General features: G+C 70.4%; 15 protein-coding genes and 1 tRNA gene. 15 read left to right on the top strand and 1 reads right to left on the bottom strand.

The genetic code is table 11. From position 1 onward, the window contains the following. The first annotated feature begins 27 nt into the window (after positions 1-27). From Q1V88_RS18035 to Q1V88_RS17965, 15 genes are all read left to right on the top strand, one after another. Positions 28-879 (top strand): AAA family ATPase, encoded by an 852-nt coding sequence (locus tag Q1V88_RS18035; protein ID WP_300683003.1) that lies wholly within the window; start codon positions 28-30, stop codon positions 877-879. After that, on the top strand, positions 864-1,193 hold the full coding sequence (locus tag Q1V88_RS18030) for a hypothetical protein (RefSeq protein WP_300683000.1): 330 nt from the start codon (positions 864-866) through the stop codon (positions 1,191-1,193). The genes Q1V88_RS18035 and Q1V88_RS18030 overlap by 16 nt, the downstream gene beginning before the upstream one ends. A gap of 3 nt (positions 1,194-1,196) precedes the next feature. Continuing rightward, positions 1,197-2,033 (top strand): segregation/condensation protein A, encoded by an 837-nt coding sequence (locus Q1V88_RS18025; RefSeq protein WP_300682997.1) that lies wholly within the window; start codon positions 1,197-1,199, stop codon positions 2,031-2,033. Next, positions 2,026-2,664, top strand: a complete 639-nt coding sequence (gene scpB / locus Q1V88_RS18020) for an SMC-Scp complex subunit ScpB (RefSeq protein ID WP_300682993.1) — start codon at positions 2,026-2,028, stop codon at positions 2,662-2,664. The genes Q1V88_RS18025 and scpB overlap by 8 nt, the downstream gene beginning before the upstream one ends. Further along, on the top strand, positions 2,657-3,406 hold the full coding sequence (locus tag Q1V88_RS18015; RefSeq protein ID WP_300682990.1) for a pseudouridine synthase: 750 nt from the start codon (positions 2,657-2,659) through the stop codon (positions 3,404-3,406). Before scpB ends, Q1V88_RS18015 begins: the two co-directional genes overlap by 8 nt. 68 nt (positions 3,407-3,474) lie before the next feature. Continuing rightward, positions 3,475-3,846: a chorismate mutase gene (aroH, locus tag Q1V88_RS18010; protein WP_300682987.1), complete on the top strand. Its 372-nt coding sequence runs from the start codon at positions 3,475-3,477 to the stop codon at positions 3,844-3,846. Next, the gene (locus tag Q1V88_RS18005; RefSeq protein WP_300682984.1) at positions 3,839-4,918 is read left to right on the top strand and encodes a prephenate dehydrogenase; all 1,080 of its coding nucleotides are present in this window, start codon (positions 3,839-3,841) and stop codon (positions 4,916-4,918) included. The genes aroH and Q1V88_RS18005 overlap by 8 nt, the downstream gene beginning before the upstream one ends. 11 nt (positions 4,919-4,929) lie before the next feature. Then, positions 4,930-5,625 carry a (d)CMP kinase gene (cmk, locus tag Q1V88_RS18000; RefSeq protein WP_300682981.1) on the top strand — a complete coding sequence of 232 codons (696 nt, stop codon included), beginning with the start codon at positions 4,930-4,932 and terminating at the stop codon, positions 5,623-5,625. Further along, positions 5,622-6,314, top strand: a complete 693-nt coding sequence (locus tag Q1V88_RS17995; RefSeq protein ID WP_300682978.1) for a lysophospholipid acyltransferase family protein — start codon at positions 5,622-5,624, stop codon at positions 6,312-6,314. Before cmk ends, Q1V88_RS17995 begins: the two co-directional genes overlap by 4 nt. Further along, entirely contained in the window at positions 6,311-7,699 is a 1,389-nt protein-coding gene (der, locus tag Q1V88_RS17990; protein ID WP_300682976.1) for a ribosome biogenesis GTPase Der, read from the top strand. Before Q1V88_RS17995 ends, der begins: the two co-directional genes overlap by 4 nt. A gap of 88 nt (positions 7,700-7,787) precedes the next feature. Continuing rightward, positions 7,788-7,861 (top strand) — tRNA-Pro (locus tag Q1V88_RS17985). Positions 7,862-7,999: 138 nt separating this feature from the next. Next, the gene (locus Q1V88_RS17980; RefSeq protein WP_300682974.1) at positions 8,000-9,928 is read left to right on the top strand and encodes a methyl-accepting chemotaxis protein; all 1,929 of its coding nucleotides are present in this window, start codon (positions 8,000-8,002) and stop codon (positions 9,926-9,928) included. 93 nt (positions 9,929-10,021) lie between these two features. Beyond that, positions 10,022-10,492: a SigE family RNA polymerase sigma factor gene (locus Q1V88_RS17975; protein ID WP_300682972.1), complete on the top strand. Its 471-nt coding sequence runs from the start codon at positions 10,022-10,024 to the stop codon at positions 10,490-10,492. After that, the gene (locus Q1V88_RS17970) at positions 10,482-11,195 is read left to right on the top strand and encodes a hypothetical protein (RefSeq protein ID WP_300682970.1); all 714 of its coding nucleotides are present in this window, start codon (positions 10,482-10,484) and stop codon (positions 11,193-11,195) included. Before Q1V88_RS17975 ends, Q1V88_RS17970 begins: the two co-directional genes overlap by 11 nt. 56 nt (positions 11,196-11,251) lie before the next feature. Beyond that, a complete protein-coding gene (locus tag Q1V88_RS17965) occupies positions 11,252-12,523 on the top strand; it encodes an HNH endonuclease signature motif containing protein (protein WP_300682968.1) in 1,272 nt (423 codons plus the stop codon). Between the two features lie 35 nt (positions 12,524-12,558). Here Q1V88_RS17965 and Q1V88_RS17960 read toward each other — a convergent pair whose 3' ends face one another. Next, positions 12,559-14,064: a hypothetical protein gene (locus tag Q1V88_RS17960; protein WP_300682966.1), complete on the bottom strand. Its 1,506-nt coding sequence runs from the start codon at positions 14,062-14,064 to the stop codon at positions 12,559-12,561. Positions 14,065-14,094 lie beyond the last annotated feature (30 nt).

Genomic DNA, 14,094 nt, shown 5'->3' with positions numbered 1-14,094 from the left:
AACCCGCCCGCTGATAACCTCGCGCCTATGTCCGACACCGACCTTGGTCCGACCGGCCGTCCGCTCCCGGAGATCCCGGAGCCTGCGCCTCTGAGCGCTCACGGTGGGGCGCGCATCGTCTCGATGTGCAACCAGAAGGGCGGCGTCGGCAAGACGACGACGACGATCAACCTCGGTGCCGCCCTGGTCGAGTACGGCCGTCGGGTGCTGCTCGTCGACCTCGACCCGCAGGGATCGCTCTCGGTCGGCGTCGGCCTCGACCCGAACGAGATCGAGATCTCGACCTACGACATGCTGATGGACTCCGACGTCTCCTGGAAGGAGATCGTCCAGCCCACCTCGATCGAGGGCATGGACATCCTGCCTGCCGTGATCGACCTGGCCGGCGCCGAGATCCAGCTGGTCTCCGAGGTCGGCCGCGAGCAGGTGCTCAAGGACAAGCTCTCCGACGCCGTCGCCGAGTACGACGTCATCCTGATCGACTGCCAGCCCTCCCTCGGACTGCTGACCGTCAACGCACTGACCGCCTCGGACTCGGTGATCGTGCCGCTGGAGTCGGAGTACTTCGCCCTGCGCGGCGTCGCCCTGCTGACCGAGACCATCGAGCGCGTCCGCAAGCGGCTCAACCCCAAGCTCCGGGTCGACGGCTTCCTCGGCACCATGTTCGACGGCCGCACCCTGCACAGCCGTGAGGTGATGTCGACCCTCGTCCAGGCCTGGGGCGACGCCGTCTTCCACACGGTGATCAAGCGGACCGTGAAGTTCTCCGACGCCACCGTCGCCGGTGAGCCGATCACGGAGTTCGCGACCGCCTCCAACGGTGCCGAGGCCTACCGCCAGCTGGCCCGGGAGGTGCTCGCCCGATGGCGCGCCGAGTAAGCCTGCCCAAGGCCGACGACCTCTTCCGCCCCACCGCCGAGCCCGAGCCCGCGCCTGCGCCTGCGCCGCAGACGGCCGCGGCCCCCGCTGAGAAGAAGCCCAGCGGCCGGGTCAAGCACGACGCGAAGATGACGGTGTACATCACCGACGAGGAGCTCCTCGAGATCGAGCATGCCCGGCTCTCGCTGCGGCGCTCGCAGGGCATCGTGGTGGATCGCGGCCGACTGGTCCGTGAGGCCGTCGCGATCGTGCTCGCCGAGCTCGAGTCCAAGGGTGCCAAGAGTGCCCTGGTGAAGCGTCTGCGCGAGGACTAGGTCGTGTCGGCCCCCGCCCCGTCCGAGAGCTTCGCGGTCCAGCTGGACAACTTCGAGGGCCCCTTCGACCTGCTGCTCTCGCTGATCGCCAAGCACAAGCTCGACATCACCGAGGTCGCGCTGGCCAAGGTCACCGACGAGTTCATCGCCCACGTCAAGGCCGCCGGTCCGGAGTGGGACCTGGAGCAGACCTCGTCGTTCCTGCTGGTCGCGGCGACCCTGCTCGACCTCAAGGCCGCCCGGCTGCTGCCCTCGGGCGACGTCGAGGACGAGGAGGACCTGGCCCTGCTGGAGGCCCGCGACCTGCTCTTCGCCCGCCTGATGCAGTACCGCGCCTTCAAGCAGGTCGCGGCCCTGATGGACACCCGACTGGCCCAGGAGGCACGTCGCTTCCCGCGCGCCGTCGGCCTGGAGGACCGCTTCGCCACGCTGCTGCCCGAGGTCCTGATCGGGATCGGCCTGGACGCCTTCGCCCAGCTCGCCGCCAAGGCGATGGCCCCCAAGCCGGGGCCGCCGGAGATCGGCCTGGCCCACATCCACGCCCCGGCGGTCAGCGTTCGCGAGCAGGCGGCGATCGTGGTCGACCGGCTCCGCCGTGCCGGCACCCTGACCTTCCGGGCGCTGGTCGGGGACTCGCCGGACAAGCTCACCACGGTGGCGCGGTTCCTCAGCCTGCTGGAGCTCTTCCGGGAGGGTGTCGTCTCGTTCGAGCAGGTGACGCCGCTGGGGGAGCTGACGGTGCGCTGGACCGGGGAGGACGACGCCGACCTGGACAACCTGGACGACCTGATCCGTGACGAGTTCGATGGGGCCAACGGCAACGAGGAGAGCGATGACTGAGGTCGACCAGCCCGGTGACGACGTACGGCGCCCGGTGCGTCCCAGCCTGGAGGCGATCCTGATGGTCGCCGACCAGCCTCTCGACGTCGCCTCCCTGGCCGCAGCCGTGGGGCATCCCAGCGACGTCGTCGAGTCGGCGCTGCGGGAGCTGGCCGCGGAGTACACCGAACAGGGGCGCGGCTTCGACCTGCGCAACGTCGCCGGAGGCTGGCGGTTCTACACCCGCGACGAGTTCGCCGACGTCGTCGAGGGGTTCGTCCTGGAGGGCCAGCAGTCCCGGCTCACCCAGGCTGCGCTGGAGACGCTGGCCGTGGTGGCCTACCGCCAACCGGTCTCGCGGGCCCGGGTGAGCGCCATCCGCGGCGTCAACGTCGACGGTGTGATGCGGACCCTGCTGGCCCGTGGTCTGGTCGAGGAGGCCGGGCAGGACAATGAGACGGGTGCGAACCTGTATCGCACCACCGGGTACTTCCTGGAGCGGATCGGCATCACCGGGCTCGACGAGCTTCCCGAGTTGGCGCCGTACCTGCCCGACATGGACGACATGGAGGAGGAGCTGGCCAGTCTGGTCCAGGCTCCGCACGCCTCCGAGGCAACGACGAACAACGAGAACGAGGCAACAGATGAGTGATCTCCCTCTGGACGACGAGGGTCTGATCCGACTGCAGAAGCTGCTCGCGCTGGCCGGGGTCGGCTCGCGGCGGCGCTGCGAGGAGCTGATGCTCGACGAGCTGGTCGAGGTCAACGGCGAGATCATCACGCGGCTGGGCACCAAGGTGAACCCTGCTGTCGACGTGATCCGGGTCGACGGCAAGCGCCTGCCTCCGATCAGCGACAAGGTCTACCTGGCCTTCAACAAGCCGCGTGGGGTCACCTCGACGATGAGCGACCCGCATGCCGCCAGGACGCTCGCCGAGTTCGTCGCCGATCGGCCCGAGCGGCTCTACAACGTCGGTCGGCTCGATGAGGACACCACCGGCCTGCTGCTGCTCACCAACGACGGCGACTTCGCGCAGAAGGTCGCCCACCCCTCCTTCGGGGTGGTCAAGACCTACGTCGCCGAGGTCGAGGGCCAGGTCTTCCCGCGCACCAAGAAGGAGCTCCTGGCTGGGGTCGTCCTCGACGACGGTCCGGTCGAGGTGCACACCGTGCGCATCGTGGAGGCCTTCAAGGCCAAGTCGATCGTCGAGGTCTCCATCCATGACGGTCGCAAGCACGTCGTACGCCGTCTCCTGGCGGCCGTCGGGCACCCGGTGACGCGTCTGACCCGGACCCAGATCGGTCCGGTTCGGCTGGGCAAGCTCGGGGTGGGCCAGATGCGCGACCTGGAGCCCGATGAGCTGGGTTCCCTGCTCGACAGCGCCCAGCTCTGACGTGGCCCTGTCTCTCGCGGCGGGAGGCACGTCGACCGACGTGAGAGCCAGGCCCTAGGCTGTCCGCCGTGTCAGTGCGCGCGATCCGTGGAGCCACCCAGCTCGAGGTGGATGACTCCGCCCACATGCAGGAGCGGGTGGTCGAGCTCCTCACCCAGGTGATGGAGCTCAACGAGCTCGACCAGGACGACGTCATCTCGATCCTGTTCACCTCCACCGGTGACCTGCACTCGGCGTTCCCCGCCGTCGCGGCCCGCACCATCGGCTTCACCGACGTGCCGCTGATGTGCGCCCGGGAGCTGGAGATCGAGGGCAGTCTGCCGCGCGCGGTGCGGCTGATGGCCCACGTCGAGACCGATCGGTCCAAGGCCGAGGTCGAGCACGTCTATCTCCACGGAGCGGTAGTGCTGAGGCCTGACCTGGCCCGGCGCGATGGCTGAGTCGACCCCCGCCGGAGCCCTGGTCGGGCCGGTCGAGGTGATCGGCGTCGGCCTGCTGGGCACCTCGGTCGCGCTCGCCTGCCGGCGCGCGGGCCTGGAGGTGCTGCTCAGCGACGTCAACCCCGATCACGTCAGGACCGCGTCCGGGCTGGGTGCCGGCCGGGCCGTGCGTGACGGTGACCGACCGCAGCTGATCGTGGTCGCCGTACCGCCGGATCTGCTCGGGGGAGTGATCGCTGAGGCGTTGGCGACCTCCGACGCCGTGGTCACCGACGTCGGATCGGTGAAGTCGGCTCCACTGGCCGCGGTGGCCGAGGTGCCGGGGGTCGAGCGGTACGTCGGCTCGCACCCGATGGCGGGCACGGAGCGCTCCGGTCCGCTCTCGGCTGACGCCACCCTGTTCGAGGGCCGTCCGTGGGCGATCACGACGCACCCCGGCGCGCTGCCCGAGGCCGTCGAGCTGGTCCGTGAGCTCGCCGAGCTGTGCGGGGGTGTGGTGCTCGACCTGACCCCGGCCGACCACGACCGTGCTGTCGCCCGGATCAGCCACGTCCCGCACCTGATGGCAGCGCTGACCGCCGGTCGGCTGGCCGACGCTCCGGCCTCCCACATGGCCCTGTCGGGGCCCGGGGTGCGCGACGTCACCCGGGTGGCCGGGGGAGACCCGAACCTCTACAGCCAGATCGTCGGCGGCAACGCCGAGGCGGTCGTGGAGCTGCTCACCCAGGTCCGCGGCGAGCTCGACGCCCTGATCGGGGCGGTCACCTCCGGCGACCGGGCCGAGCTGCGCCGGATCCTGTCCACGGGCAACGCCGGCACGAAGGCGATCCCGGCCAAGCACGGTGGCGTGCCCGTGGAGACCGGCACGCTATTCGTCGCGATCCCCGACACCCCGGGCTCACTGGCGCGGCTCTTCGCCGACGCCGACGAGATCGGGGTCAACATCGAGGACGTCCGGATCGATCACGACCCGGCTCGCGAGCTCGGTGTGCTCGAGCTCCAGGTCGCCGTCGACCGGCTCGACGGCCTGGCCGCAGCGCTCGACACCCGAGGTTGGACCACCCGCCGCTAGGGTGGGCGTCTATGAGCACGCCCATCGTCGTCGCGGTTGACGGCACCTCCGGTTCTGGCAAGTCGAGCACCTCGAAGGGGGCGGCCGACCGGCTCGGACTGCGCTACCTCGACACCGGTGCGCAGTTCCGGGCGATGACCTGGTGGATGCTCTCCCACGACATCGACGTTCACGACGCTGCTGCGGTGGCGGCGGCTGCCCCGCAGGCCCGGATCGAGTCGGGCACCGACCCGCTCGCCCCGACGATCACCCTGGACGGCGTCGACGTGTCGGCCGAGATCCGCTCGGACGAGGTGAACGCGAACGTCTCGCCGGTCAGCGCCGTGCCCGAGGTCCGCGCCCTGCTGCTCGCGCTGCAGCGCTCGATCATCACCGCCGCACTCGACGGCGCCGGGATCGTGGTCGAGGGCCGTGACATCGGCTCGGTGGTGTGGCCCGAGGCCGCTCTGAAGCTCTACGTCTCCGCCGACCCGTCGGCCCGCGCGGCCCGCCGTGCACTGGAAGCAGGCGGCGACGTCGCCGCCACCCAGGCCTCGCTGGAGGCCCGCGACGTGATCGACTCCGGTCGCGCCACCGCCCCGCTCGTCCAGGCCGACGGCGCCGTCCACCTGGACACCACCCACATCACGCTGGCCGAGGCGATCGACCAGGTCGTCGGCCTCGTCCGTGGTCTGGGAGCGGAGGCAGCGCAGGACGCCTCGGCGTGAGCCGAACCTCGGCGCGGCCGGCCCGCTACCTGCTCCATTCGCCGTTGCGTACGGCGGCCAGGGCGCTGCTGAGCGCACGGTGGGAGTTCCACATCACCCCGGGCGGGTTCCCCGCCACCGGGCCGGTGATCGTGGCGGCCAACCACATCGGGGTGATCGACGGACCCCTGCTGGCGATCATGTCGCCGCGGCCGGTGCACGCACTGACCAAGGCGGAGATGTTCCACGGGGCCGCCGGGGTCTTCTTCCGCGAGTCCGGACAGATCCGTCTGGACCGGTTCCATCCGGACCGGGCCGCGATCCGGTCCTCGCTGGCCGCGCTCGACGCGGGCGACGCCGTCGGGATCTTCCCCGAGGGCACCCGGGGTGGGGGAGAGCTGGCCTCGATCCATGCCGGGACGGCGTACCTGGGCATGGTCAGCGGCGCGCCGATCGTGCCGCTCACGTTCTTCGGGACCCGACTGCCGGGGGCGGGCAACAGCTCGCTGCCGCCACGGGGGAGTCGGATCGACCTGGTGTTCGGGGAGCCGCTCGTCCTCGATCAGGTGAAATGGCCCCGGACACGAGACAATGTTCAGATCGCCACGCAGCGCGTCCATGCGCACCTGCTGGCACACCTCGCGGCCACCCAGGCCGCCACCGGGCTGACACTGCCCGGCCCACTTCCCGCGTCGGAGGATGAACGATGACTGACGAGGCCTACAACGGCGACTTCGAGAGCGACTTCGGAGGCTCCGAGGACGGCGAACACACCGGTCCCGTGCCGGTGCTGGCCGTGGTCGGGCGGCCCAACGTCGGCAAGTCGACCCTGGTCAACCGGATCATCGGCCGGCGTGAGGCGGTCGTGCAGGACGTCCCCGGCGTGACCCGTGACCGGGTCTCCTACGACGCCGACTGGAACGGCCGGGCCTTCACCGTGGTCGACACCGGCGGCTGGGACCCGGACGCCAAGGGGATGGCCGAGCGGATCGCCTACCAGGCCGAGGTCGCGATCTCCCTGGCCGACGCCGTGCTCTTCGTGGTCGACGCCACCGTCGGCATCACCGACGCCGACGAGGGCGTGGTCAAGGTCCTGCGCCGCAGCGGCAAGCCCGTCGTGCTGGCGGCCAACAAGGTCGACGACGAGCGCCGCGAGGCCGACGCGTCCCTGCTGTGGAACCTCGGCCTCGGCGAGCCGATGCCGATCTCCGCGATGCACGGTCGTGGCACCGGTGACCTGCTGGACGCGATCCTGGAGGCCCTGCCCGCGACCCCGCCGATGCCCGAGGGCGCCGAGGTCGGCGGCCCGCGCCGGGTGGCCCTGGTCGGTCGCCCGAACGTCGGCAAGTCGAGCCTGCTGAACAAGCTCGCCGGTTCCGAGCGCGTCGTCGTCGACAACGTCGCCGGCACTACCGTCGACCCGGTCGACGAGCTCGTCGAGCTGGGCGGCAAGACCTGGAAGCTGATCGACACCGCCGGCATCCGCAAGCGGGTCAAGGAGGCGTCGGGCCACGAGTACTACGCCTCGCTGCGCACCACCACCGCGATCGACCGCGCCGAGGTCGCCGTCCTGGTGCTCGACGCCGAGCAGTCCATCGCCGAGCAGGACGTCCGCATCCTGCAGACCGTCCGCGAAGCCGGCCGTGCCCTGGTGATCGCGTTCAACAAGTGGGACCTCGTCGACGACGAGCGTCGCTACTACCTCGAGCGTGAGATCGAGCGTGACCTGGTGCAGGTCCAGTGGGCACCGCGGATCAACATCACCGCGCGCACCGGCTGGCACATCGACCGTCTGGTCCCGGCCCTGGAGAAGGCGCTGGAGGGCTGGGAGACCCGGATCGGCACCGGCGCGCTCAACACGTTCCTGGGCCGCCTCGTCGCCGAGCACCCGCACCCGGTGCGCAGCGGCAAGCAGCCCAAGGTGCTCTTCGGCACCCAGGTCTCCACCGCTCCGCCGACGTTCGTGCTGTTCACGTCGGGCAAGCTGGATGCGTCGTACGAGCGCTACATCGAGCGTCGCCTGCGTGAGGACTTCGGCTTCGTCGGCACCCCGATCGTGCTCCAGCAGCGCATCCGGGAGAAGCGGAAGCGGTGACACCGCCGTGTGACACGCGAAAGGCCCCCGATTCCTCGGGAAACCGGCTCTTACGATAGTGTTCACACGTTCGCTTCGGCGGGCGGATCGGGCTGTAGCGCAGTTTGGTAGCGCACTTGACTGGGGGTCAAGGGGTCGCAGGTTCAAATCCTGTCAGCCCGACAGAAAACAGGCTCTGACCAGCGGAAACGCGGGTCAGAGCCTGTTGTCGTTGGTGCGCCTGGTGCTGTCGTGACGGTCCCGGGACGGTTGGGGATGGTTTTCCATCAGATCCGATCCGGGGCTGCCGTTGGAACCTGCGTGACTGCCCTCCCCGCCGAGATCTCCGCCGACATCCCCGCTCAGCGCACCGCCTCCGAGTCCGACATGACCGTCAGCGAGGGCGGTCTGGCCGCGCTCGACTTCGGTGCGTTGGACTACCTCAGCCATGCGGTGTACGTCGTCGATCCGGCGTACCGGATGCAGCACTTCAACCAGGCCGGCCTGGAGCGGGTGGCGTTCATGCTGGACCGGCGGGATCTGCGCCTGGAGGAGGCCCGCGGGTTCGACATGGCGCGGCTGTACCTGCACCCCGAGCACGGCCGGGATCTGCTGCGCGATGACTCGCTGCTGCCCTTCACGACGGAGTACGAGTTCCGTGGTGCGTGGCGTCAGCTCGAGATCGACCCGATCCACGAGCCGAGCACGGGCCGCTTCCTGGGCTCCGTGGTGGCGGTGCACGACATCACGGCGCAGAAGCGCTCGGAGGTGCTGGCGCGCCAGACCGCCCGCAACGCCGAGGCGATCAGCGCGCTGCTGCGTTCGCTGGCCGACGTCAAGCACGAGGACGAGGTCGTCGGGGCCGTGATCGGCAACGTCCTGGAGTACTTCGGCGCCGACCATGCTGTGGGGCACAAGATCTTCGGTGACGAGGCCCGCTTCTTCGGCCAGTCCAGCGAGGTCGGCGCGATGGCCGGCGCCGCTGCGCGCAGCTCCTACGGGCGTGGGGATCGAGTCGGCCTGATCGGTCGGGCCTGGAGCGCCGACACCCTGATCGAGGCCCCGGACCTGCGGGAGGTCGCCGACGACCAGCACCTGCGTCTGGCGTTGGAGGAGGGGTACGTCGCCGGGTTCGCGCTGCCCCTGGGGCCGCGTTCGGGGACCGCGGGCATGATCGAGTTCCTCGCCAAGGAGCCGCTCGACTTCGAGGCGATCCGCGCCACCCTGCGCGACATCATCACCGCCAGCCGGGAAGCGTTCACCCGTGCTCTCGAGGACGCTGCTCGCACTGAGGCCGCTGCCGAGAACGCCCGCCGGGTCGAGGTGTTGCTCAACGCCACCCGCCGGGTGCGCGAGGGCGACCTGACCGTCGAGGTCCTCGCCGACGGGGACGACAACATTGGGCAGATGGCGGCCGCACTCCAGGAGCTGGTGGCCTCTTTCCGGGTCTCGATGGCTCAGATCGGCGACTCTGCGACCGGCCTGCAAGCCGCCTCGACGCACCTCAACGGGCTGGCGACCGGCCTCGGTTCCGGCGCCGCCACGACCTCGGCGCGGGCCGAGTCGGCCTCGGCTGCCGCGGTCCAGACCTCGGTCGCCATCCAGACCGTCGCCTCCGCCGCCGAGGAGATGTCGGCCTCGATCCGCGAGATCGCCCAGAACGCCAGCGAGGCTGCCTCGGTAGCGGGCGAGGCGGTCGGGATGGCCGGGGGAGCGTCGACCACGATCGCCGCGCTCGGTGACGCCAGCAACGAGATCAGCCAGGTGATCAAGCTGATCACCTCGATCGCCCAGCAGACCAACCTGCTCGCCCTGAACGCCACCATCGAGGCTGCCCGCGCCGGTGAGCACGGCAAGGGCTTCGCCGTCGTAGCGAGCGAGGTCAAGGAGCTCGCCGGTCAGACCGCCAAGGCCACCACCGACATCGCCGACCGGATCAGCGCGATCCAGGCCCGCACCACGGAGGCGGTCGGTGCGATCGAGCGGATCGGCGACGTGATCGTCAGGATCAGCGACATCCAGACCACGATCGCTTCGGCCGTCGAGGAGCAGACCGCCACCACCAACGAGATCGCCCGCTCGGTCACCGAGGCTGCGCGTGGCGCCGACGGCATCGCCGCCGACGTCAGCGAGGTCGCCACCGCAGCGGTCGATGCCAGTACGTCGGCCGCGCAGACCCTCCAGGCCTCCGTCGACGTCGACACCACCGCCGCACAGCTGCGGGAGCTGGTCAGCCAGTTCTCGCTCTGAGCGGAGCATCCGACCGTAGGGTGCCACGGCAGGGAACCGATCTGACGGTTCGCCAGTCTGAGAGGGAGAGGGCACCCACGGAAGGCAGGGCCGATGGACTACAGCGAGTACGTCGCCACGCGGCGCACCGCGTTGGTGCGGACCGTGGTCCTGCTGGGATGCCCGGTGCGCGACGCGGAGGACGTCGTCCAGACGGCCCTGCTGCGCTGCTACCGCCAGTGGCGGAAGGTGCAACGCGCCGAGCGGCCCGACGCCTATGTGCACACCATCGTGGTGAACACCTGGCGCGATGCGGTCGGGCGTCGCTGGAACGGGGAGGTCCCGACCGACGTACTGCCCGACACGGCTCAGCACGCCGACGAGACCACCGGGATCGCCGTTCGGCGCGCGTTGGCACGCCTCGACCCGCCCCAACGTGAGGTGCTGGTGCTGCGCTACTACGCGGGCATGTCGGAACGAGAGATCGCCGCGGCCCTCGGCATCGCGCCGGGCACCGTGAAGAGCCGAGCCGCCCGCGGGATCACGGGACTGGCCGCCGACCTGAGGAGTCCCGATGTCTTCTGACGCACCTCCCCTCACCCCGGACCAGGAGGACGAGGTCAGGGCCTTGTTGGCCGCCGCGGCGGCGACCATCGACGTTCCGAGCGGTGGTCGCGAGACGCGGCGGCTTCTCGGCCCGAAGGCGCGTGTCATGCTGCTGGCCGCAGTCGTCGTCGCCCTCTGTGCGCTCGGCATCCCGCTCCTGCGCTGGGGGCTCGCCCCGGCGACACCGGACGTGCCGGCCGTGACCTCGCCGACGCCGTCTCCGAGTGGGGTGGACACGGGGAGCGCAGTGCCGTGGAGCGACCGCACCGACGCCGTCCCGTGGGTCGCACCGTCGGTGCCCGAGCCGGGGTACGTGGATCCGCCCGCGCGCTGGCCGGGACTTCAGGCGACCCTGACACTGCCGTCGAGTGTCAGTCTCGGTTCGACGATCGAGTACGTCGTCACCCTCACCAATCACAGCGACGCCGCCGTCGACCTCGCCCCGTGTCCGGCCTTCGTCCAACAGTGGTGGTCCGAGAATCCCAATGCGCGGTCCCCGGGACGCATGACCGGGCGCCTGAACTGCGACGGTCTCGCCCCGATCCCGGTCGGCGGCAGCACCCGGTTCGTGATGCGGTTCGCCGTACCGGCGAAGGCGGTGGGGCAGGAGCTGCTGCTGATGTGGGAGCTGGTCGATGGCCACGACCAGGGACAGCAGGAGTGGATCAGGATCGCGCGCTGACCGGGTGGCGATCTGGGCGTCAGGTTTTGTCGGTGGCTTCCCATACTGTGATGGGTATGAGGCCGAAGGGCGGAGCGGGAGTGACCAGCAGTGCGGAGGCGCTGTTGGAGGGCTGGCGTGTCGACCAGGCCAAGGCCCGTCGTCGTGAGGTGAAGGCCTTGGACAAGGCAATCCGCTGGCTGAGTCTGGTGGCCGACACGGAGCCTGTGGAGCAGCGGTACGGCCTGGAGATGCCCGTCGGTGGTGACGGCTGTCCTCCCATCGGGGAGGAAGCAGTCGCGGAGTTCGCTGCGTTCGCTCAGATGAGCCCCCACGCTGCACTGGCCTACCTCGCTGACGCGTGGGACCTGGCGTGGCGGTTCCCCGAGACTCTGGCTGCCGTCCGAGAAGGCAGGGTTGAGGTGTGGCGGGCCCGTCAGGTCGCCGCGACGCTGCGCGGTGTCCCGGCCGAGGGTGCGCGGTACGTCGACGAGGCCATCGCCCCGATCGCCCACCGGGTCGGGATGGCACGCCTCCGCCGCATGGTCGTCCTGGCCGAGATCCTGAGCGACCCTGATGCGGCTGTGGCCCGAGCAAGGGCGGCAGCCGAGGGCCGGGCGATCAGTGTCTCCGGGGCCGGGCAGCCCGACGGCCTCGCGGACGTGTTCGGCCGCCTGGATGCCGCTGACGCTGCTGACTTCGAGGCAGCGATCCAGGAGGTCGCCGCCGAACTCGCCACCCTCGACGCATCCAGCCCGGACTCTGAGCCCGAACCTCTGGACGTCCGCCGCGCGAAGGCAGTCGGGGTGATCGCACGCCGCCAGTTGGCGGGATCAGCCGAGGAGACTCCCGATGCCGTGACGCGGGTGGTGCACACCTACGTCCACCTCACCCCCGACTCACCCATCGCCCACATCGAAGCCGGCAACACTCTCGCCCCGGTCGAACGGGTAGCCGAGTGGTGCCGCACCGCCGGCACGAAGGTGATCATCCGTCCCGTCCTCGACCTCGCCGAATCTCACACGCGTGATGGGTATGTCCCGTCCGAGACCATGCGGGAACAAGCGATCCTGATCAACCGGACCTGCGTCCACCCCTGGTGCGACCGACCAGCCCGGGCTTCCGACCTGGACCACATCACCCCCTATGAGAACCAAGGCCCACCCGGCCAGACCACCAGCACCAACCTCGCACCCCTGTGCCGCCACCACCACCGCCTCAAGACCCACAGCGGTTGGCAATACCAGCACCTCGAACCCGGCATCTACCTCTGGACCAGCCCGGCCGGCCGGTCCTACCTCCGCACCCAGACCGGCTCGACTTCGCTGCCTACCATCGGCGGTCCGTGACACGACGTTCGATCGTGCACCGGCACTGACCTGGTTCAGTCGTGCCGCCGGCCCAGGGCGCCGACCATGCCACGCGCAGCGTCGGCGTCGAAGGTCAGGCCCGCCTCAGCGGCGTACGCGCCAGCCTGCGTCACCACCGACGCGGGATCGAGCGGCAGCCGGTTCAGATCCAGGCGTGCCAGCACCTTCTTCGTCACCGGCCGCTTGGAGTCCCAGAAGACCAGGGAGTCGATCAGGTCCAGGCACGGCCTGCTGGTGAGCACCGCGGTGGCCACCGCCGCCTCTGTCGGATCGCTGAACGGCGCGAAGTAGCAGGTGTCGTCGAGCACCACCGGCTGGTCCCGGAGCGGCCCCAGCAGACGGAACCGCGGCTCCTTGTGCAGCCCGGAGACGGCGACCTTGTACGGCGCATAGGTGTACTCGCCGTGGCCGAACACCGAGAACCGCGGCCGGTTGCGATAGATCGAGGACCGGCGCGCGTCGAGCACCGCCGCATGCTCGTTCAGGTAGCGCCACAACCGGGGCGCGGTGCGGGCCAGCGTCGTGGTCTCGGCCCCGAAGGTGCGCTGCGGAACGATCACCCACCGCCCCAGCTCGCGATGCCGTCCCCGGAATAGGTCGGTCGACTTGAGCAGCGGCAGCACGTACTCGGACTCCAGATCGACCGGTACGCCGGCCTGCGTGGCGGGCTCGGGCAGGGCGGCGAGCTCGAAGACGCGCGCTGCATCGTGCTTGAGCCCCGAGCGCCACTCGTACGGCGACCGGCCGTCGGCCTCACGGACGGCCGTGTACCGCGCCACGTCGGAGACCACCAGGCCGTCCACCACCCCGAACCGCCGTCCCTCGACGTCGGGCGTCGTGGCGAACAGGTCGTCGTGGATCAGGCAGGTGTGATCGGTCGGTCGGCCCGCGTCGAGGCGGACCGTGAACCAGCAGGCGTCCACCCCGGCGTCGAACCAGGTCCGGGCGTCGATCCGGTACAGGTGTGCCTCGGCCACCGGCCACCCCTGCGCGGCGGCGTGGCCGAGTACGTTGCGGGCGACCTGGGTCTTGCAGAGCATCCCCAGCACGACCGGCTGGTCGCGGTGCGCCTCCAGGGCCCGGGCGATGATGTACTCCGCCACGTCGAAGTTGCTCGACCCGAGCATCGCGTCCAGGCCCCGGGCACCCTTCAGGTTCTCCTTGACCGGGAGGTTGGACGACTCCATCCGGCGCAGATCGGCCGAGGTCACCCAGGGCGGGTTGCCGACGACGTACAGCGGCCCGTCGCTGCGCCAGGTCAGGTCTCGGCGCAGGTCGGTGGTGAAGATGTTCGCCACCCGGACGTCGGCCCAACGGCGTGCCTCGGCGGCGTACGCGGGCTGGAGCTCGATGCCGATCCGCTCGGTGTCCGGGCTCAGCGTGGCGGCCGCCTCCAGGAACGCGCCGCGGCCACAGGTCGGCTCCAGCACCCGGGCGTGCGCGGGCACTCCGAGCACCGTCAGACAGCGCAACGCCAGCGCGCTCGGCGTCTGGAAGTCACCGAGCTCGTTGTTAGGCACGCCGATCCTGTCGCCGCTGGTTCACGCAGG

It is taken from the genome of Nocardioides sp. (genome assembly GCF_030150155.1).
Taxonomy (GTDB): Bacteria; Actinomycetota; Actinomycetes; order Propionibacteriales; family Nocardioidaceae; genus Nocardioides.
The sequence above is the reverse complement of the archived record's forward strand: the minus strand, read 5'-3'. Positions and strand labels throughout refer to the sequence as shown.

Excerpts from the sequence above, each read along its gene's own strand:
- Q1V88_RS18030 (WP_300683000.1), top strand. The coding sequence starts at position 864 with ATGGCGCGCCGAGTAAGCCTGCCCAAGGCCGACGACCTCTTCCGCCCC.
- scpB (WP_300682993.1), top strand. The coding sequence starts at position 2,026 with ATGACTGAGGTCGACCAGCCCGGTGACGACGTACGGCGCCCGGTGCGT.
- cmk (WP_300682981.1), top strand. The coding sequence starts at position 4,930 with ATGAGCACGCCCATCGTCGTCGCGGTTGACGGCACCTCCGGTTCTGGC.
- Q1V88_RS18005 (WP_300682984.1), top strand. The coding sequence starts at position 3,839 with ATGGCTGAGTCGACCCCCGCCGGAGCCCTGGTCGGGCCGGTCGAGGTG.
- Q1V88_RS18035 (WP_300683003.1), top strand. The coding sequence starts at position 28 with ATGTCCGACACCGACCTTGGTCCGACCGGCCGTCCGCTCCCGGAGATC.
- Q1V88_RS17975 (WP_300682972.1), top strand. The coding sequence starts at position 10,022 with ATGGACTACAGCGAGTACGTCGCCACGCGGCGCACCGCGTTGGTGCGG.
- Q1V88_RS17965 (WP_300682968.1), top strand. The coding sequence starts at position 11,252 with ATGAGGCCGAAGGGCGGAGCGGGAGTGACCAGCAGTGCGGAGGCGCTG.
- Q1V88_RS18015 (WP_300682990.1), top strand. The coding sequence starts at position 2,657 with ATGAGTGATCTCCCTCTGGACGACGAGGGTCTGATCCGACTGCAGAAG.
- der (WP_300682976.1), top strand. The coding sequence starts at position 6,311 with ATGACTGACGAGGCCTACAACGGCGACTTCGAGAGCGACTTCGGAGGC.
- Q1V88_RS17970 (WP_300682970.1), top strand. The coding sequence starts at position 10,482 with ATGTCTTCTGACGCACCTCCCCTCACCCCGGACCAGGAGGACGAGGTC.